Origin of the sequence: Leeuwenhoekiella palythoae (assembly GCF_020310025.1) — a bacterium.
GTDB lineage: Bacteria > Bacteroidota > Bacteroidia > Flavobacteriales > Flavobacteriaceae > Leeuwenhoekiella > Leeuwenhoekiella palythoae.
In genome coordinates this window covers 2452694-2471995 of sequence record NZ_CP084318.1, presented here as the reverse complement: position 1 = coordinate 2471995, position 19302 = coordinate 2452694, and the positions used below count along the sequence as shown (strand labels likewise).

The 19302-nt window shown below is 38.0% G+C and carries 17 protein-coding genes; 10 read left to right on the top strand and 7 right to left on the bottom strand.

The features are described 5' to 3' along the window. Window positions 1-11: 11 nt before the first annotated feature. Entirely contained in the window at window positions 12-3257 is a 3246-nt protein-coding gene (locus LDL79_RS10505) for a SusC/RagA family TonB-linked outer membrane protein (RefSeq protein ID WP_225597679.1), read from the bottom strand. 255 nt (window positions 3258-3512) lie between these two features. Between LDL79_RS10505 and LDL79_RS10500 the strand changes: the two genes are divergently transcribed. The 3 genes from LDL79_RS10500 (at window position 3513) to LDL79_RS10490 (ending at window position 7514) form a co-directional block, all read left to right on the top strand. Next, complete coding sequence (locus LDL79_RS10500; RefSeq protein ID WP_225597678.1) at window positions 3513-4115, top strand: ribonuclease HII; 603 nt, start codon at window positions 3513-3515, stop codon at window positions 4113-4115. A 64-nt stretch (window positions 4116-4179) separates the two neighbouring features. After that, window positions 4180-6663 carry a hypothetical protein gene (locus LDL79_RS10495; protein WP_225597677.1) on the top strand — a complete coding sequence of 828 codons (2484 nt, stop codon included), beginning with the start codon at window positions 4180-4182 and terminating at the stop codon, window positions 6661-6663. A 167-nt stretch (window positions 6664-6830) separates the two neighbouring features. Further along, on the top strand, window positions 6831-7514 hold the full coding sequence (locus LDL79_RS10490; protein WP_225597676.1) for a TapB family protein: 684 nt from the start codon (window positions 6831-6833) through the stop codon (window positions 7512-7514). On the opposite strand, the gene lipB is transcribed toward LDL79_RS10490, so the two are convergent. Next, window positions 7515-8228 carry a lipoyl(octanoyl) transferase LipB gene (lipB, locus tag LDL79_RS10485; RefSeq protein WP_225597675.1) on the bottom strand — a complete coding sequence of 238 codons (714 nt, stop codon included), beginning with the start codon at window positions 8226-8228 and terminating at the stop codon, window positions 7515-7517. Window positions 8229-8292: 64 nt separating this feature from the next. Beyond that, a complete protein-coding gene (locus LDL79_RS10480; protein WP_072984927.1) occupies window positions 8293-8445 on the bottom strand; it encodes a YqaE/Pmp3 family membrane protein in 153 nt (50 codons plus the stop codon). A 119-nt stretch (window positions 8446-8564) separates the two neighbouring features. Here LDL79_RS10480 and lysS point away from each other — a divergent pair, with 119 nt between their 5' ends. Then, window positions 8565-10259: a lysine--tRNA ligase gene (gene lysS / locus LDL79_RS10475; RefSeq protein ID WP_225597674.1), complete on the top strand. Its 1695-nt coding sequence runs from the start codon at window positions 8565-8567 to the stop codon at window positions 10257-10259. A 142-nt stretch (window positions 10260-10401) separates the two neighbouring features. Continuing rightward, entirely contained in the window at window positions 10402-10902 is a 501-nt protein-coding gene (locus LDL79_RS10470) for a DUF4890 domain-containing protein (protein WP_225597673.1), read from the top strand. Between the two features lie 122 nt (window positions 10903-11024). Here LDL79_RS10470 and hemL read toward each other — a convergent pair whose 3' ends face one another. From hemL to LDL79_RS10455, 3 genes are read right to left on the bottom strand one after another with little or no spacing between them, the layout of a single operon-like run. Beyond that, a complete protein-coding gene (gene hemL / locus LDL79_RS10465) occupies window positions 11025-12311 on the bottom strand; it encodes a glutamate-1-semialdehyde 2,1-aminomutase (RefSeq protein ID WP_225599965.1) in 1287 nt (428 codons plus the stop codon). Between the two features lie 2 nt (window positions 12312-12313). Continuing rightward, window positions 12314-13150 (bottom strand): glucosaminidase domain-containing protein, encoded by an 837-nt coding sequence (locus tag LDL79_RS10460; RefSeq protein ID WP_225597672.1) that lies wholly within the window; start codon window positions 13148-13150, stop codon window positions 12314-12316. A 1-nt stretch (window position 13151) separates the two neighbouring features. Continuing rightward, on the bottom strand, window positions 13152-14102 hold the full coding sequence (locus LDL79_RS10455) for a 1-aminocyclopropane-1-carboxylate deaminase/D-cysteine desulfhydrase (RefSeq protein WP_225597671.1): 951 nt from the start codon (window positions 14100-14102) through the stop codon (window positions 13152-13154). 258 nt (window positions 14103-14360) lie between these two features. Here LDL79_RS10455 and LDL79_RS10450 point away from each other — a divergent pair, with 258 nt between their 5' ends. The 3 genes from LDL79_RS10450 to LDL79_RS10440 all read left to right on the top strand — a co-directional run bounded on the left by LDL79_RS10450 (window position 14361) and on the right by LDL79_RS10440 (window position 18039). Next, entirely contained in the window at window positions 14361-15242 is an 882-nt protein-coding gene (locus LDL79_RS10450; RefSeq protein ID WP_225597670.1) for a hypothetical protein, read from the top strand. 47 nt (window positions 15243-15289) lie between these two features. Beyond that, entirely contained in the window at window positions 15290-15817 is a 528-nt protein-coding gene (locus LDL79_RS10445; RefSeq protein WP_225597669.1) for a hypothetical protein, read from the top strand. Window positions 15818-16035: 218 nt separating this feature from the next. Next, window positions 16036-18039, top strand: coding sequence for a tail fiber domain-containing protein (locus tag LDL79_RS10440; protein ID WP_225597668.1), 2004 nt, complete (start codon window positions 16036-16038; stop codon window positions 18037-18039). A 1-nt stretch (window position 18040) separates the two neighbouring features. On the opposite strand, the gene LDL79_RS10435 is transcribed toward LDL79_RS10440, so the two are convergent. Beyond that, window positions 18041-18367, bottom strand: coding sequence for a hypothetical protein (locus tag LDL79_RS10435; RefSeq protein ID WP_225597667.1), 327 nt, complete (start codon window positions 18365-18367; stop codon window positions 18041-18043). 93 nt (window positions 18368-18460) lie between these two features. On the opposite strand from LDL79_RS10435, the gene LDL79_RS10430 reads away from it, so the two are divergent. Beyond that, the gene (locus tag LDL79_RS10430; RefSeq protein ID WP_225597666.1) at window positions 18461-18622 is read left to right on the top strand and encodes a C1orf53 family protein; all 162 of its coding nucleotides are present in this window, start codon (window positions 18461-18463) and stop codon (window positions 18620-18622) included. 89 nt (window positions 18623-18711) lie between these two features. Then, entirely contained in the window at window positions 18712-19254 is a 543-nt protein-coding gene (locus tag LDL79_RS10425) for a DUF4136 domain-containing protein (RefSeq protein ID WP_225597665.1), read from the top strand. The last annotated feature ends 48 nt before the right edge of the window (window positions 19255-19302 follow it).

Genomic DNA, 19302 nt, shown 5'->3' with positions numbered 1-19302 from the left:
TTTCATATTTTTTATAAAGTTAAATTAACACCAAATACAATAGTAGAAAGTGGTGCATAGCTATAAAAGTTAGAGTTACCCGTAGCTGATGTAGAAGGGTTAAAACCTTTTCTTGCAGACCAGAATGCAAGGTTATCACCAGTTATGAATAAATCAAGATTTGAAAGCCCCATTTTATCAACAAATGTAGATGGCAATGTATAACCTAAACGGATATTGTTTAAAGCTAAGAAATCAGCTTTAGTCAAGAAACGTGTTGAAGTAGCACTTTGCTGAATTTGGAATCTAGCATCTTGTCTTGGAATATCTGTAACATCTCCAGGTGACATCCAACGATCTCTGATATCTACGTGCAAGTTATTTGTACCTGCATAATCGTTATCCATCAAAGAAGCATAAGCTCCATCATAAGAGTATCCTCCTAAAGAGTATGCAAATAGAGCGCTAAGAGAGAACCCTGCGTACTCTGCATTTAAACGGAAAGATCCAGTAATGTCAGGAATTGCAGTCTTATCAATAAACTTATCTGCTGCTTCAGAATATACTTCTGTGATATCCTGAGCAATATTTGCATCTGGGTTATCATTCATATAACCTGTTAATGAAGTAATGATCACATCATCTCCTCCGTAAACACCGTTATTATCAACGTCATCAAAGTAACGCTCCCATTGAGCAGCACCGTTTTCACTGTTTACACCTGCGTAAACCGGCATATACCAGTCATATAAAGATCTACCAGCAGTACGACCGTAGCTACCATCTTGATCAAATCTTTGCTCCTCACCTGTAGTAGGATCGATAGGAAGCGCTACAAGTTCGTTGCTTAACAATGCTCCATTAATTCCAACATTAAAACGGAATTTACCATTATCTACAACTTTGAAATCTAAATCAAATTCAACACCTGAGTTTAGCATCTCACCGTCATTTACACGAATGTTAGCAAATCCATTTGAAGGTCCTACGTTTCTTGTAAAGAACATATCTGTTGTACTTTTTCTATAGTATTCTACAGAACCATCGATGAAGTTCCCTAATTCAAACTCAGCACCTACGTTAAACTGGTTTGAACTCTCCCAAGTAAGATCTGGGTTACCTCTTGTAGTAAACGCTAAAGAGATATTATCGTTTAGGTTATTGATAGAATATAAATTATAACCAGGATATAGACCTATACCTCCAGAGTTACCAAGAACACCATAACTTGCTTTTAACTTTAAGAAGTCTACAAAGCTAGAGCTATTTAAAAATTCTTCTTGAGTTAATACCCAAGCAGCACCAACAGAGTAGAAATTACCCCATTTATTATTTACAAAACGTGAAGAAGCATCTCTGTTGAAAGTACCATTTAAGAAATACTTGTTTGCAAAATCTACAGTTGCATTTGCAATATAGCTTTCCGTTCTTTCGTCTCTTGTATAACCGTCACTTGGGTTATTTACAACACCATTAGAGATGTTTGGACCAAAAGGAGTTACAAGATTAGAACGGCTCGCTAGCAAGTAGTTAAACTCGTAAGCTGTCGCAACGTGAGAAAGGAATGCAGAAACATTAAATTCTCCAAAACGCTTATTGTAACGTAATCCAGTTCTAAGCGTATAGTTTTGAGTTTCAGATCTTGATCTGTCAATTCTACCACCATCCCCTTGTGAAGGACTATAGAACGGCTCGTTTAGCGTAGTATTATCGTTCATGTAATATTGGAACGCAAAGTTGTTCTCTAAAGTTAAACCATCAAATAAAGTTAATTTGAAGTCATTGTTAAAGTTAACAGCGTTACCTTTATTATTACTGATGTTGATTTGAGAATCAGCCACACCATTGGTAGCAAAACCAAAACCACGACCATCTTCTAAACCATAATCATATAAGAACCCTCCATAGATAGGATCAGGAATTCTGTTACCATCTGCATCTCTACGGAATAATGGATAGATAGGTGGTATGTTATCAATCCACCAGAATTGTGAAGATGAAGAAGAACCAGTACCATTATTGTTTTGCTCACTTTGAGCATAGTTAATAGTGGTAGTTAAATCAATAATATCTAAAATATTGTTTGTTGCAGTAACACGACCATTTAATCGCTGATAGTCTGTGTTGCTTGCGTAACCTATATCATCGATAAAACCGAATGAAGCATATACTGAAGACTTTTCTCCACTGTTTGATACAGAAACGTTTGCTTCTGTTCTATTAGAACTTTGAAAAGCAAAATCTTCCCAGCGCTCTGGAGTGTATCTTCTTGTAACACCAGGACGAACTCTTCCTGTTGCAGGATCAATTAACTGTGCAACGGCATCAGCTCCACTTCCTCCAATATTCCACATATTATATACAGGCGAAATATCAGAAACATCTGCATTAGCCCCTTCGAATAAGTTGGCATTTGCATAGTCGATTGCGGCAGCTTGATCACCGTCGTTTTCTAACAAACCTCTTTGATAGATTCCTTCCCAAGAAATTCCAATATATTCTTCAGGAGAACTAATTGTTTCATATCTGTCAATACCTTGATAGTTTGTACCGGTTTTGATTGACACATTTAAACGACTTGCTTCACCCTTACCTTTCTTAGTTGTAATTACAATTACCCCATTTGCACCTCGCGCACCATACAGTGATGTTGCAGATGCATCCTTAAGAATAGTAACCGATTTGATATCATTAGGATTGATATCATTAAGACTTCCTCCAAATGGAGCGTCATCAACTACATAAAGAGGATCATTACTACCATTGATAGATCCAAAACCGCGGATTCTAATTTGCGAAGTACTACCAGGCTGACCAGTTGTGTTAAATACTGCAACTCCAGCTGCCTCTCCCGCTAGTGCCTGAGAAACGTTTGAAAAAGACTTCTTTGAGATTTGTTCACCGCCTACAACTTTTGCTGAACCTGCAAATGATGTTTTAGAAACATTACCAAAACCAGTAACCACCACCTCATCTAACTCCTCACCTGCTTGCATAGAAACACTGATAGTTGAAGAAGCTCCTACGGCCACTACTTGATCTTGAAAACCAATGTAAGAAAAAACAAGGTTCTGCCCTTGCTCTGCGCTGATAGAATAATTCCCATCAAAGTCAGTTTGAGTACCAACACTGGTTCCTTGAACCACAATGTTTACCCCTGGTAGCGGCATACTATTGCCGTCAGTTACTGTACCAGTAACAGTTTTTTGCTGAGCGAATGTCAACTGTGTTAAAAACAGTAAACCTAGCGCAAAGCACCACGTAATTTTTGATTTCATAAATTTATTTATTTGAATTAGCCATCGCAAACATCTTAAAAGTTTCTTAGAATTACAACGAATTTTTAGATACATTTAAGATTTAACATAGTAAATAATTAAAATAAACGTTTTAATTAGCTTTTATTTAACAGATACTCAGCTAATCAAAGTATTTTCAAAAAATATTTTAATAAGCACATAATTTTTTAAAATTCAACTCTTTAAGAGCTTCTTCGCTGAGCAATTTTGAAAATAGTTCTATTTTGCACCTCTATGATTTTGAAATTACGTTCACAAAATAAATTAATAGAATGCGGTACCGATGAAGCTGGAAGAGGCTGTTTATCAGGTCCCGTCACTGCTGCGGCCGTTATTCTACCCGACTCTTTTGTTAATAAAACCTTAACAGATTCAAAATTACTTAATCACAAATCTCGTGAATTATTGCGGCCTATAATTGAAAAAGAAGCTCTTGCTTATGGCATTGCTCACGTTTTTCCGGATGAGATTGACACTATTAATATCCTTAATGCATCAATAAAGGCGATGCACCTGGCTATAGAACAGTTGCAACAAGAGCCCCAACACATTTTAGTTGATGGTAATCGCTTTAAGCCTTATAAAGATTGCTCACACGAATGCATCATAAAAGGCGACAGCAAATTTTTATCTATCGCTGCTGCATCGGTTTTAGCTAAAACGGAACGGGATCGATATATGACGGACTTGCATATGCAATTTCCGCAATACAACTGGAAGAAAAATAAGGGATACCCCACTAAAGAGCATCGAGAAGCTATCAAAGCATACGGACTTACCCCTCATCATCGTAAAAGTTTCAAACAATTACCTGAGCAGCTTCGGCTTGACATTTAAGGTTGTGTAAACATATATTCTGACTTAAGAGTACTTACCTTTGCTGTGTTTAAAATGTATTCTAATGAGGAGACTTGCTTTAGCGTTCGCACTTTTGTTCTTAATCACTAACTGCAAACAAACACCAACTACTAATACCAATTTACTGCATCTCATCCCTCAAAAATCTGCAGCTATTCTTAGAATACCTGATTGGGATACTTTCAATGAAACGCTTAAAATCAATGAACCCTCGGCTGTTTTAAATGAAACCGATTTCTACAATACACTTCTAGAGTATGCAGACCTGCTTAAAAAATTCACGCCAAAGGACGATGCATATCTTGCGTTTGTTGCTCTTGGAGATAATGATTTTGATCTAGCATTCATCACTAAAAATCACCCGAAGCTCCTACAAACAGATTCTGTTTTTACTAAAAATATCACTTCTTACGAGTATGAGGAAACCACCGTAAACACCATCACTTCAACAAAATCTCCGGTTTACTTTTTGAACAATGAGGATATTTTTATTGCAAGTACTTCAAAACTGATCCTCGAAAACACAATCCTTCAAAACAATACAGGACGGGATCCTATTGATCTCTCGTTAGAGCAGATGATCAAGACCAGTGATAATGGCAGTCCGAATATATATGTGCGTGGTTCTTATTTCAAAAGGTTATTTAAAACCATAATTCCTGATTTCAAATTTTTAGATTCGGAAATTCCTTTTCAATGGTTGGCGCTTGATATTGATCTGGACACCAAGACAGCTTTAAGCTTAAGTGGAGTCGTGACTTCTGAACAAAATGGCAAACAAACTTTTGACCTTTTACAAGACTTGAACCCGGCACCCTCTAAACTTATTCCTAATGCACCGGCGCAATGCCGAGGTGTAATTGGTTTTCAGTATGAGGAATGGGAAACCTACAAAAACAATCTTGCTAAAAAACGAAATGCTTCAGTCAAGGATTTTTCTGTGCCTTTGGAAGACTACTTTGCTTCGATCAATGAGCTCGCAGTGGTCTACACTAATGAACAAAATCTACTACTCAATTACAGTAATGATATTACGATTTCCGAAAAGGCACTTGCGCCCATTTCGACCAAATCTGAAACATTTAGAGCATTAGATATTTATAAAATATCTGATTCTACTTTTATTAAAAGCACTTTTAAAGAGCTTTTGAACCCTCCCACCGTAAACTATTATTGTACGCTAGGTAATCTTATAGCTTTTGCTCAATCGCAAGACCTTATCAAAGATTATATCGCTAATTATCAAAACGAAGCGCTTTTAAAGAAAACGCCAGCCTACAACACGCTTGCTAAAAAAATGAGTGATGCTTCAACACTTACTTATTACGGTAACACCAATTTATTAGCTACTTACCTCTCTGGTAAAGTCTCAAAAACCGAAGCAAAAAAACTAAAAGCAATTGATTTTGACCAATTCCCGGCTGCAATGGTGCAATTGGTTCAAGCTGATGATTTTACTTATGTAAATGCGCGTGTAGATAAAATTTCAGCAGCTAATACTACAGCTCAAGTGGTTCAGACTGCGAGCGTTCAGCTTGATCAGGACCTTTTGAATGCTCCGCAAATGCTTAGAAACTATCGTACTAAAGGTCAAAATATTCTTGTTCAAGATATTGGCAATACGCTATATCATATAGATGCAAATGGTAAAATTGAATGGAAAAAGGAATTAGACGGACCCGTTTTAGGCAAAATTCAACAAGTGGATCTCTATAAAAATGGCAGGTTGCAATATGCCTTTACAACGCCGTCGCACTTCTACATTATTGCCAGTGACGGTACTGTTGTTAAACCTTTTGACCTCAATTACAGCAACATTACTCAGCCTCTTGCCGTATTTGATTATAGTGGCAGTAGAGACTATCGTTTTGTGATCACACAAGGAAACACTTTAACGATGCTTGATCGGGAAGCCAATAAGGTCAAAGGTTTTGACTACACCGAAGCGCCCACTACTCTTTTTAAAGCGCCTCAACACATCCGCTTAGGGTCTAAAGATTATATTATGGTTCAATTAACCTCTGGGAAACTAGAGATTTTAAATCGTCGCGGCGAGACGCGAATTCCACTTAAGGAAACATTTGACTTTGCTGAAAGTCCAATTTTTGAAAACGGTTCGGCATTTTTAGTCCGTGAGAAGAATGGCTCCTTAGTCACTATTTCGCAAAGCGGAAAAACAAGCCGAAAAGCGCTAGGTAGCGGTTCTGAAATTCAGTACGATCGTCTTAACTCAACCGAAGCACTCCTGCTCCCCGAGCAACTTAGTATTAACCAAAAAGCAATTCCAATAGACTTAGGACTTTACACCGGTCTTAAGGTTATTAAGGCTAAAAATTCTTATTACGTTGCTATAACTGACTTACAGAATAATAAATCTTTTCTCTACACCAGCAAAGGAACCTTGCTTTCCAATTTCCCTGTTTATGGAGCTTCGGAGTTAGATTTTGGCACGTTGCACAATTCTAAAGACTTAGGTTTAACGGTTAAAGGAGAGTCAGACAGTGTGTTGATCTATCAGATCAACTAAACCTAAACAAACTGTTTTTCAAAGTGTTAAAAGGGATTTTCACCCCTAAATCTGAGCTTTTATCTTAGTACCTTTATAGCTAAATAGCTTCCCTGAATACAGAGCCGCCTCCTAGATGTTTCTGTAATGCTGTTTCCATTTAAAATTATGGACTTAAATAACAGCCTATGAAAACTTCAGCCCTTTTTATTATTAGTTTGCTTTATAGCCTTTTTTCTAGTGCTCAAAATCTTTGCGCTGAAAATCAAAAATTAACCGAAAAAACTTCTTTTGAAATCACCGCTTACGGAACTTCTAACACTTTAGTTGCGGTTACAAATTTTAATGTTTCTTCAACCTTCAATACGCTTTCAGGACGCAAAGCGATCATTGCACAAATTGATAAAGATGCACCAACCCAAGAACCTCAAAATTATTATTCGTTAGAATGCGCTGATTCGACTTTATTGATCAACAACCGCAACATCATTCCTGCGTATGTTTTTGAAGAATACAGCAATATGAATTTTGATGCTTCAGCAAGCAGCATAGCCATTCCTAAAAAACTTGATGTAGGTCAAAAATTGAGCAATGCGGCTTATGAAATTGAAGTTGAAGTAGCGCCCATCACTCATAGACTTCATTATTTTTTAACCGATAGAATAGTTACTGCAAAAGAAACCATTAACACTCCGGCAGGTACTTTTGACTGTTACCTGATCGAAGCCAAAACACATATGAAACCACGCAACAACAACACCGGAAGCGTTAAACAATGGTTTGCCCAAGATATTGGACTTGTAAAGCAAGTAGATTATAATGTAGAGGGTGCGATAACCGGAATCAATCTCCTCACTGATCTAAAATTCTGATTACACAGAGGCCTTTTCCACCAACTCTGCTTCAAATAAATCGGCAAAATGTTTAAGTAATATTGGCTTTACTTCTTCTAAAGGCACTTCACTACGACCGAGTTCTACATTAAGCGAGGTCACAGCTTTTTCTTTAATTCCGCAAGGGATTATATTATCAAAATAACCAAGATTAGCATTAACATTAAATGCAAAACCATGCATAGTAACCCATCTACTGGCGCGTACGCCCATGGCACAGATCTTTCTCGCAAACGGAGTTCCTACATCAAGCCACACACCGGTTTCCCCATCAGAACGTTGGGCTTTCAAACCATATTCTGCTAAAGTTAAGATGATAGTTTCCTCCAGAAGCCTTAAGTATTTATGAATATCAGTAAAGAAATTTTCAAGGTCTAAAATTGGATATCCCACAATTTGACCAGGACCGTGATACGTGATATCTCCTCCTCTATTAATCTTGTAAAAGGTAGCATTTTTGGCTTTGAGTTGCTCTTCAGAAACCAACAAATTACTTATATCACCGCTCTTCCCTAAGGTATACACGTGCGGATGTTCTACAAATAAAAAGTGATTAGGGGTGGCAAAATCAGTTTCTTCGCGTCTGTTCTTAATTTTTAGATCTAAAATATCTTTAAACAGTTGCTCTTGATAATCCCAGACTTCCTTGTAGTCGTGATTTCCTAAATCCTGTACTTCTACTTGCTTATTCATACTGCAAAGATACAATACATTTTAGCCTGTGCATAACCTCTAAGAAGATCAGTAACTAAGATGATTAGCGCCGGTTTACGATAATTAATGCTGCAATAACACCGGGAATCCAGCCACAAAACCATAGCAGGGTTACTAATAATACAGAGCCGCACCCTTTATCAAGAACCGATAAAGGCGGCAAAAAGATGGCGATTAACGCCCTAAAAAAACTCATTTTTGATTTGATTTATGATGATTGATGGTCTATAAGACACAATTACTAAGCTTTCGTTACAGTTATTGATTTCTCGGCTGCGAGTTGCTATATTTGCGGGCTTAAATACAGACAGCATTATGCAACTTTCAGAACAGGAAATTATCAGACGCGAGAAACTGGCAGGTTTACGCAAATTAAACATAAACCCATATCCGGCAGATTTGTATCCGGTAGATCACACTTCAGCGAAGATAAAACAGGATTTTGAAGACGGTAAGAAGGTGGTTATCGCCGGCAGATTGATGTCTCGTAGAATTCAAGGTAAAGCCTCTTTTGCAGAGTTGCAAGATTCAACCGGTCGTATTCAAGTGTATTTTAATCGTGATGAGATCTGCCCGGGAGAGGATAAAACCCAGTACAATGACGTCTACAAAAAGTTACTCGATATTGGTGATTTTATAGGTATTGAAGGTGAACTTTTTACCACTCAAGTAGGTGAGAAAACCGTGATGGTTAAACAATTCACGCTGCTTAGTAAAGCGCTTAAACCGCTTCCCTTGCCTAAAGTGGATAAAGATGGAAACGAATTTGACAAATTCAACGATCCTGAAATGCGCTATCGCCAGCGCTATGCAGATCTTGTGGTCAATCCAAAAGTTAAAGACGTATTTGTAAAACGCACCAAGCTTTTTGCTGCAATGCGTAATTTCTTCAACGACAAGGGATATTTTGAGGTAGAAACACCTATCCTACAATCTATTCCGGGAGGTGCTGCAGCACGACCTTTTGTTACCCATCATAATGCTTTAGACATTCCGTTGTATTTGAGAATTGCCAATGAATTGTATCTAAAAAGATTGATCGTTGGTGGTTTTGATGGAGTTTATGAGTTCTCTAAAAACTTCAGAAATGAGGGAATGGACCGTACGCATAATCCAGAATTTACGGCAATGGAAATTTATGTAGCCTATAAAGACTACAACTGGATGATGGCCTTTACTGAAAAACTACTTGAGCATTGCGCAACAGCGGTTAACGGTACTACTGAAGCTACTTTTGGTCAACACAAAGTAGACTTTAAAGCACCCTACGCACGTGTAACTATGACCGATGCGATCAAACAATTTACCGGTTATGATATCACAGGTAAGTCTGAATCTGAACTTCGTGAGGCTGCTCTAGGAATGGGCCTTGAAGTTGATGAAACTATGGGTAAAGGGAAACTCATTGATGAGATCTTTGGTGAGAAATGTGAAGGCAACTTTATACAGCCTACATTTATCACAGACTACCCTAAAGAAATGAGTCCGTTGTGTAAAGAACATCGTGAAAACCCTGAGCTTACTGAGCGTTTTGAACTTATGGTTTGCGGTAAGGAAATAGCCAATGCGTATTCAGAGTTAAACGATCCTATCGATCAACGCGAGCGTTTTGAAGAGCAACTTAAACTTGCGGAAAAAGGAGATGATGAAGCGACAGAGTTTATTGATCAGGATTTCTTAAGAGCACTTGAATACGGAATGCCACCAACTTCTGGTTTAGGGATTGGGATGGATCGCTTGATTATGTTCTTGACCAATAATCAATCTATTCAAGAGGTATTATTCTTCCCGCAAATGAAACCTGAACGTAAGAAGGTAGAATTGACTGAAGAAGAAAAAACCATTTTTAATATTCTCAAGAAGGAAAAAAATCTTTCACTAGACACTTTAAAAGAAGCTTCCGGGTTAAGCAATAAAAAATGGGATAAAGGCATTAAAGGCCTTACCAAACAAAAGCTAGCTAAAGTTGAGAAAGAAGGTGAAAACCTTACGGTTACTCTAATAGATTAATCACAGACTTTTCTAAATAATTTAAAAGCCCGATTCAGTATTGAGTCGGGCTTTTAGTTTAAAGAATGTTAAAAGTATCCTAGGCAAATAAACCTTTTGAAATTATCAAAGTCATAGAGATATAACATAAAAATTAATGGATATGAAAAAATTGATCGCAATTGCCGCATTATTTGTTGCTACAACAACTTTTGCACAGGAACAGCCGCGTGGGGAGCGTTTCAAAAAAATGATGGATGCTACACCTGAAGAAATGGCTGAATTACAAACTAAACGTTTGACTCTAGCCCTTGTACTTGATGATAAACAACAAAAGCAAGTTTATGATCTTCAGCTTGCAGAAGCTAAAGAGCGTAAAGCCCAATGGGAAGAACGTGCTGCTAAGAAAAGTACTCGTGAAAAAGGTGTAAAACCTACAGAAGAAGAAATTGCAGCAATGCGCGAATCTATCAAAGAAAGACATTCTGAAATGTTAGATAAGCAAATTGCACATCAAGAAAAAATGCAAAATATTTTAAATGAAGAGCAGTTTGACGAATGGCGTAAACTTAAAATGAAGCGTCACGACCGTATGGCGATGCGCGATGGCAAACGTGGAGAACGTTCTCACGACCGCAACCAGAAAGCTAAATGGCGTAGATAGGTTTATCCCAAAAAACAGGTTTTCTATTTCAAGGTAAAGACCAAAAGGATTTTAGCCTTTGGCAGTACCAACAAAAAATCCCCGCGAATTGCGGGGATTTTTATTTTATTTCATATTCACTACTAAAGCGTTGGTGCAATTTTAGCTACCGCCGCAATAGTCGCATCAAGATCTTCATAAGTCAACGCGTCAGTTATAAACCACGTCTCGTAAGCACTTGGAGCAATATAAACCCCTTCTGCTAATAACCCGTGGAAAAACTTTTTAAATGTTTCGTTAGCACCCGCAGATGCCGAAGCAAAATCGGTTACTGCTTCTTCAGCAAAATGTACTGAAATCATCGACCCCACTCTATTAATCGTATGCGTGATTTTGTTTTCAGTTAATACTTGAGCAATTCCTTTTTGTAGGTATTCGGTTTTTTGTTCAAGTCGTTTGAAAATTTCACGATCCTGATCTAAAGCTTGAAGCATCGCTAAACCGGCAGCCATTGCCAAAGGGTTTCCGCTTAGAGTTCCTGCCTGATACACCGGACCTAAAGGAGCCAAGTGGTTCATAATTTCATTTCGTGCAGCAAAAGCTCCTACAGGCAAACCACCACCTATTACTTTCCCGAAGGTTACAATATCAGCTTGAACGCCTGTTAATTCCTGTGCGCCACCTGCAGCTAGTCTAAAACCGGTCATCACCTCATCAAAAATAAGTAGCGCTCCGTGAGCTTGACATAAATCCTTCAATCCTTCAAGAAAACCTTCAGCCGGAGGAATACATCCCATGTTTCCCGCAATCGGCTCTAAGATAACCGTAGCTATTTCATCTTTATTGGCTTCAAAGATCTCTCGCACTTGATCTAGATTATTGTATTCCGCAAGCAAAGTATCTTTAGCCGTACCTTGAGTTACACCGGGGCTATTAGGCGAACCAAAAGTCACCGCACCACTCCCCGCTTGAATTAAAAACGAATCAGAATGCCCGTGGTAGCAACCGGCAAACTTTATAATTTTATCTCTGCCAGTGAAACCACGTGCTAGACGCACCGCACTCATACAAGCTTCGGTACCGCTATTTACAAAGCGTATTTTATCAATACCGGGTACCATTTTGACTGCTAGCTTAGCAATCTCAGTTTCCAATTCTGTGGGTGTTCCAAAAGAAGTTCCTTTCTTGGTTCTTTCAATAACCGCATCAACCACCGGCTGGTAGGCGTGACCTAATATCATAGGTCCCCAAGAGTTGATGTAGTCAATTAATTTATTTCCGTCTTCATCAAATAGATATGCACCTTTTGCTTCTTTTACAAAAATTGGATCCCCGCCAACAGCTTTAAAAGCTCTTACCGGTGAGTTTACTCCGCCGGGGATTACCTCTTGCGCTTCTGCAAATAGTGCACTACTTCTTTTATAAATCATCATTAAAATCCATTATACTGTGGGGTAACATTTAACTGCTGCCCAATACTTATCGTGTTATTATTTAACCCGTTGTTCTTTTTTAGTTCATCTACCGTAAGGTTATACATACGTGAAATACTATAAAGTGTTTCTCCTTTTTTTACCGTATGAATACTCACGGCATTTGAAGGTTCGGGTTTATATTCTTTAATTTTTGTTCCTAAAACCTCAGCATCATAGTTGTACATCGCATATCGTTCAATGATCGCAATGAGCTTTTCAGGATATTTTCTATCTGTTGCATAACCTGCCTTGCGCAGACCGCGGGCCCAACCTTTATAGTCGTCAGGTTCCAGATCAAACAAATCTGCATACCTACTTCTACCTGTTAGAAATAAGGAATGATCTCTAAAAGAATATTTAGGATCTCTATATTTTCTGAAGCATTCGCCCTTCTCGTCATCATCATGATACACCACATCTCCCGTCCAGTTATGACATTTTATTCCGAAGTGATTATTAGCTTTTTTAGTCAAATTGCCATTTCCGGCGCCCGATTCTAAGACAGCCTGAGCCATTGTGATGCTCGCCGGTATTTTATAAAGTCGCATTTCTTCCTTAGCAATAGGGGCAAAATGCTCAATATAATCTTCTACTTTGTCAAACGGAGCGTAAACATAAGCTCTTTCGATTTCCTTAGTAGTTTCGGCAGGTGGAGTATTATTACGCGCTGCGGTACGTGTCTCAGTAGTGCGAGAGGGGCGAACACTTACTTTACGCTTAGCAGCACGCTTGCTTCCGCCACAACCTATCAGCAAAAGACTTAGAATAAAAAGAGTAAGAACTTTTTTAATCATATTACATTCTAATCAGTGGAAATCCTTTTTTCAAGAGTTTTTGGTTCATCCCGGCAATACCTTGCAGGCCTCCTGTATGAACGGCTAAAATACGGGTATTTTTAGAGAAAAACTCATTGCGGATAAGTTCTCTGAGACCGAACATCATTTTACCCGTATAAACCGGATCTAGCAAGATATCGTGCTTCTTTTTAAAGTCATTGATAAAGGTTACAAGATCTTGATTTACTTTAGCATAACCGCCAAAATGATATGCGTTAACAAGTTCCCAATTGGTTTTATCAGTATATTTTTTAATTTCAGCATTTAGAAAATCACCTTTCAACGCCGGAAATCCTAAAATTTTTTGATGCGGAAAACTGCCATCTATAATTCCTGCAATGGTGCCTCCGGTTCCAACAGGACAAGCGATATAATCAAAGTCTTGAGTCGCTTCTGAAAGGATTTCAGTACAACCTTGTACGGCCAGAGTATTGGTTCCACCTTCCGGAATTAAATACAAAGTGCCAAACTCATCTTTTAACTGCTGTAAAAATTGGGGCTGAAGCTTTTCTCGATACGCTTCGCGTGAAACAAACTTAAATTGCATTCCGCAATCTTGAGCAAATCTTAAGGTAGGATTATGCTGAAGCGTCTCCCGATGGTTTTGAGCAAGCTCCTCTCCACGAATCACTCCGATAGTTTTGAAACCTGAGAGCAATCCGGCTTTGGCTACTGCAGCGATATGATTAGAATACGCTCCTCCAAAAGTGAGCAAAGTATCGTGCTGTTGTTTTGTGGCTTCTAGCACATTGTATTTTAATTTTCTGAATTTGTTACCGGAAACATAGCTATCGATCTGATCTTCCCTTTTAATAGCTACCTCGACATGAAATTCCTCATACAAAGAATCACTTAAATATTGAATCTGAGGTTCATTTTCTAAAGAAGTAAAAAAACCTAAATCGTTCATTTTTCGTATGTATTAAGTAGTATACCGCAGTTTTAAAAGCAAATTTAAGAATAAAGGTTTTATACAAGTACACGAGTCATTTTTTGACTTTATTTACTGATATTCAACTAGAAAATCGCTTATATAGAATGATTATACAGGTTAAAAACTTGACAGTAATTCGATAAAATACTTAATTTTGCAGTCTAATGACTTGTTTATCGGTCATATAGCTTTTTAATACTGTGGTTACCCCCGAATCTTAAGATTGACCAAGTTATGAAAACAATTCCCCCTATGCTCAAGCTCAGTTTCGTATTGAGTGTATTCTTACTTCCGTTTATATCCAATGCTCAAGTGGGTATTGGCACCACCAATCCTGCCGGAGGTTCTCTACTTGATATAGAGAGCGCAGAGAAAGGCATTTTAATTCCGCGAGTCGATATTGCAGACCTGAGCACTCAAGCTCCTGTTACCGGTGATCTTACAAGCAGCGAAAGTTTGCTGGTGTACAATACCAATACTACGACCGGTAAAGGCTTCTATTACTGGGACGGCACACAATGGGTTGCTGTAGGCGGCACCGGAGAAAATATTTATACTACTGATGGAAGTCTTCCAGAAACGAGAACGGTCAATCTTGATGAAAATATTCTACGATTTGACAATGGTGTTGGTCGTTACCTAAACTTAGAAGGGGCTTCAGTTTCTGATAATAACGACCCGTTTCTCTTCACGACATTCAATGCACTACGTTTTGACATTGATAATGATCCTGTTTTAACTCTAGATAACAATCAGGATGTGGGTATTGGCTTAGCCGATCCCCAAGCCAAACTCCATATTTTTGAAAATACAGGAACTCCTGCTTCACCTAGTGATGGAACTATAGTTTTAGAACACGGAGATGCCGGCGGATCCTCGTCAATAGTTTTTAAAAGTCGGGCTAACAATAATAGTGATTACGGGTATTTAAACTTTTCTGATAATGGAAGTGGAAATGGTTCAACAAACGAAAATGCATTATTAGAAATAGGTATTCAGAATGACGGTGTAAATCAATATCAAGATGACATTAATATTGCTTCTACAGGTAATGTTGGTATTAGCAATACAGCTAAAAGTTACATATATCAGGAAACACCTCAACAATACGCGTAGATGGTTTGAATAGAGCTAACAACGCTTCTAATGTCCAAAATGATCCTATGCCAGTATATGTTGATGATAATGGTACAATGGTTTTACGACCTTCATTAGTTCAAACCTATATGCCGGTTAATATAAATGATTTTATAAATGAGATTGAAATAAGATCAAATAACGGTGCTGGGAATACACTAGAGCTTTACTCTACTACCATAACACTTTCTCAACAATCTTTGGTTGAAGTAATTTATCAAATGGGTGTAGGAATTACAACATATAATCGTCAACCAGTCACTGATGGTGCTGCAAGAATGTATAGAGGGTGGTTTACTGTAAACAATGGGGTTCGCCTCGGTCTTGATACTGGAACCTACACGAATAATCCAGATAATTCAGACCCTAATGGTGATGGTATACCAACTTATGCTTCAGGTCTATATTTCTTGGGTGGTTCTGGATTTGTTCAGCTACCTCCAGGCACTCATACAATTCGAGTTTATGGGTTAGGTTTTGGCGGTGAATTTGGATATACGATGACTTATGGCGGAGGGAATGGTGATAATTTTCAAATCATTGTTCATCGCTAATTCTAAACTCTCTAATTTCCTCAATTAAAAAATTTTGCTAAATAGCGAAATCATCACAACATCAAACTACAATCAAAACAAAATAATATACCTGTATAAAACTGTAAGTTAATCGTTTAAATTATAAGAATAATCTTTGATATCCTTATATTTGCATTATTAATCTTTATTTACAAACCACTAGATCAGCTTTAAAATTCTTCACACCCCTACACTTCATGAAAAATAAACAGATTCTCCCTAAAGTCTCTTTTGTCTTTATGCTATTATTCCATGCGCTAACCTCAGCTCAGGTGGGTATAGGTACAACTTCTCCTGATGATGGAGCTATTTTAGACATCTCCAGTACAGATAAAGGTCTCTTAATTCCGAGAATCACACTTACAGGATTAAACGACAACACCACAATAACTCCAATTACTACGGGCTTACTTATTTTTAATAGCACGGCTGCAGGCTCAGGTGCTAATGCGATAGATCAAGGTTTTCACTATTGGAACGGAAGTGTCTGGGTAAAATTAACCACCAATGCAGACACTCCAACAGATTCAAACATTTATGAGAACAACGGAACTGTAACTGGTTTTAGAACGATCAATCTCAATAACAATATTTTCGGTTATTTAAACAACAGCGCAAACAATAATTATTTATACCTATCCCCTGCAGGATTATACTCTGATGAATTTTTCTGGGCGTCAGATGTAGGCCACGGCTTTGCTGTAGGTACTAATGAAGCCTTTGTCGTTGATCAAAACCGAATGGCCACATTAACCTCCTCAAATAACCCGGTAACAGCAACCACCGGCTCCTTAGTTATTGAACACGAACAGAATAATGGTTCGGGAGTTTCTTCAATTGTGTTTCCGAGCGCCTCAAATAGAGGTAGTGATTACGCCTATATAAGTTATGAAGACGACGGCTCTACGAATGGAGACACTAATGAAAATGGTTTATTTACAATAGGAATTGCTAACGATGGCACAGGAGTATCTGATACAGATCGAGATAATTTGAACCTTGTAGCTTCTGGTTCTGTGGGTATTGGCAATACAGGCCCTAATCAGCAAGCTGCCCTAGATATGGGGCAAACCAATAAAGGTTTACTTATTAATAGAGTTAATTTGACCTCAACCACATCAAGTGCTCCTATCTATGGTAATCAAGCAAATATGCCAGAATCTTTATTGGTTTATAATACTGCAACAACAACGGGATCCAATGCTGTAACTCCAGGATTTTATTACTGGAGAAACAATCAATGGAATCTAATTGCAGGTAATGCTAGTATGTCAAATAATCTCTATTCTTCCAACGGAACTTTAACTTCTAACAGAACTGTTGACCTAAACACACGAACACTAGCCTTCGATAACTCTACTCATAATGGTAGAATAGGTATTAACGTCGCAGCCCCTGCTGCTGCTCTTCATCTTTATGAGGCTACGGGCACCGCTCCTGCTATTAGTGGCGCTAGCCCTGTTGGTACTCTATTACTCGAGCACGGAAATGGTGGAGGTGAATCTTCTATTGTTTTTAAAAGTACTAATAACCCTGGTAGTGATTATGCTTATATAAAATATGAAGACGACGGTAGCCCTAACGGTTCAACTTCTGAAAACGGCAGATTGACCATTGGTATTGAAAATGATCTTTCGGGAACAAATGTCCAAGATGATATTAACATTAAATCTACCGGCGTTATTGACTATACTTTAGGTGATAATGCAAATGCAACTTATACCATGAGCTCATCTGCTTTCTATCCTCGCTCTGAAAGGCAAAAAAATCTTGGTTTAAGTGGTCAAAGATGGAATAACCTATATATCGATCGTATCTATTATAGGCAAGCTACCCAGGATTCTGATTTAAGATTGAAAGAAAACATTCAACAACTACCTAAGGGCTTAGAGGATATTTTAAAGCTTAAACCATATAAGTACAATTATAAAGATGATAATGAGACTAAGCATTACGGTTTTGTAGCTCAAGAGTTAAACGACATCTTACCTATACTCGTTAGTTCTATTAATGATGATGCCGAAGAAACGCTCACTGTAAATATAACGGAGATCATTCCCATCCTTGTAAAGGCCATTCAAGAACAACAAACTTTAATTGATTCACAAAAATCAAAGATCGAAAATTTAGAAACTGCAGTTCTAGCCATTCAAAATCAACTAGGATTGCAGGTTGACCATGCAACCCAAGCTGGTGAGTAACTCACAAATACCTTAAAAAGCTCCAGACCGGCCTTTGCTTTAAATAGCTAAGGTCGTTTTCTTTTGCATAGGCCTCTTTCTCAAAACTTATCGCGCGATAAGCGGCGTATTGAGATTGTAGACGAATCAGGTGTATTACAAACTCAATGCTATACCAGATATAAAAGAAAACTATTAAAAGTTCTTGCTGTTGCCGTAAATGAATACGCTCGTGATTTATAAAAATTGGGTCTTGCTTTAATTTGGGATCTTTTAATAGCACAAAGGGCCAGAGTGCGCAGCCGGCAAAATGCTTAAAGATTTTAGGGAAAATAATATAAATTGGCATAGGTAACTTATAATTGCACTAATATACAATCTAGGGGTAGTTTTAAGCGTTTTTTCACGTAAGACTACTGTTTCTTTTCATAACTTTAATACCGTGAGTTCTTTTAAACAACGCATTCCTTTAGAAGAAGGAGATTATTATTTGACACCTGAAGGATATAAGTGCTTTACCGAGCAATACCATTTAAAACGGGGCTACTGTTGTAAAAGCGGGTGCCGCCACTGTCCTTATGGTTTTAATAAAAATCGAGAGTGATCAGTGAACTCTTGGTATAATAGTTGATGCTAATAAGTTAGAATAGAATCTATTCTATTTCGGCTGATTCAAACTTTAAATATGTCATTATGAAAAAAATTAAACCCTTTTTACTACTTGCTGTTGTCGCAGTACTATCGGCGTGTAGTTCTGTTCGAGTGGCTTCTGATTATGATCAGAGTGCTGACTTTACCAATTACAAAACCTTTGCATTTTTTAAACCGGGTATTGATAAAGCCGAAATTTCTGATTTAGATAAAAAACGAATTTTACGCGCAATCGAAACCGAAATGATGGCTAAAGGCTTCGTAAAATCTGACAATCCATCTATTCTAGTAAGTATTTTTACTACAGCAGAAGAACGCGTAGATGTATATAACAACTTCGGTTGGGGTTGGGGCGCCTGGGGTCCTTGGGGACCGTGGGGCGGCGGTTTTGGCAACACCGTTTCCAGAACTACTGAAGGTACACTATACATTGACCTGATCGATGCGACCAAAAAAGAACTGGTTTGGCAAGGTCAAGGTACCGGATATCTAGCGCGAAATGTTGAGCGTAAGCAAGAACGTATTAACGAAATTGTAGGTGAGATTATGCAAGAATATCCACCGAAACAAATGGCTTCTAATTAAGAAGAGCTAAAGTAGTAAACTACCTCAGGGTAAGCCTTGAGGCATTGG

What these genes read in the sequence shown, in the direction of transcription:
- hemL (WP_225599965.1), bottom strand. Translation starts at nt 12,311, where the DNA reads ATGATTTATAAAAGAAGTAGTGCACTATTTGCAGAAGCGCAAGAGGTA.
- LDL79_RS10495 (WP_225597677.1), top strand. Translation starts at nt 4,180, where the DNA reads ATGAGGAGACTTGCTTTAGCGTTCGCACTTTTGTTCTTAATCACTAAC.
- lipB (WP_225597675.1), bottom strand. Translation starts at nt 8,228, where the DNA reads ATGAATAAGCAAGTAGAAGTACAGGATTTAGGAAATCACGACTACAAG.
- lysS (WP_225597674.1), top strand. Translation starts at nt 8,565, where the DNA reads ATGCAACTTTCAGAACAGGAAATTATCAGACGCGAGAAACTGGCAGGT.
- LDL79_RS10450 (WP_225597670.1), top strand. Translation starts at nt 14,361, where the DNA reads ATGAAAACAATTCCCCCTATGCTCAAGCTCAGTTTCGTATTGAGTGTA.
- LDL79_RS10435 (WP_225597667.1), bottom strand. Translation starts at nt 18,367, where the DNA reads ATGCCAATTTATATTATTTTCCCTAAAATCTTTAAGCATTTTGCCGGC.
- LDL79_RS10455 (WP_225597671.1), bottom strand. Translation starts at nt 14,102, where the DNA reads ATGAACGATTTAGGTTTTTTTACTTCTTTAGAAAATGAACCTCAGATT.
- LDL79_RS10490 (WP_225597676.1), top strand. Translation starts at nt 6,831, where the DNA reads ATGAAAACTTCAGCCCTTTTTATTATTAGTTTGCTTTATAGCCTTTTT.
- LDL79_RS10480 (WP_072984927.1), bottom strand. Translation starts at nt 8,445, where the DNA reads ATGAGTTTTTTTAGGGCGTTAATCGCCATCTTTTTGCCGCCTTTATCG.
- LDL79_RS10440 (WP_225597668.1), top strand. Translation starts at nt 16,036, where the DNA reads ATGAAAAATAAACAGATTCTCCCTAAAGTCTCTTTTGTCTTTATGCTA.
- LDL79_RS10470 (WP_225597673.1), top strand. Translation starts at nt 10,402, where the DNA reads ATGAAAAAATTGATCGCAATTGCCGCATTATTTGTTGCTACAACAACT.
- LDL79_RS10445 (WP_225597669.1), top strand. Translation starts at nt 15,290, where the DNA reads ATGCCAGTATATGTTGATGATAATGGTACAATGGTTTTACGACCTTCA.
- LDL79_RS10460 (WP_225597672.1), bottom strand. Translation starts at nt 13,150, where the DNA reads ATGATTAAAAAAGTTCTTACTCTTTTTATTCTAAGTCTTTTGCTGATA.
- LDL79_RS10500 (WP_225597678.1), top strand. Translation starts at nt 3,513, where the DNA reads ATGATTTTGAAATTACGTTCACAAAATAAATTAATAGAATGCGGTACC.
- LDL79_RS10425 (WP_225597665.1), top strand. Translation starts at nt 18,712, where the DNA reads ATGAAAAAAATTAAACCCTTTTTACTACTTGCTGTTGTCGCAGTACTA.
- LDL79_RS10505 (WP_225597679.1), bottom strand. Translation starts at nt 3,257, where the DNA reads ATGAAATCAAAAATTACGTGGTGCTTTGCGCTAGGTTTACTGTTTTTA.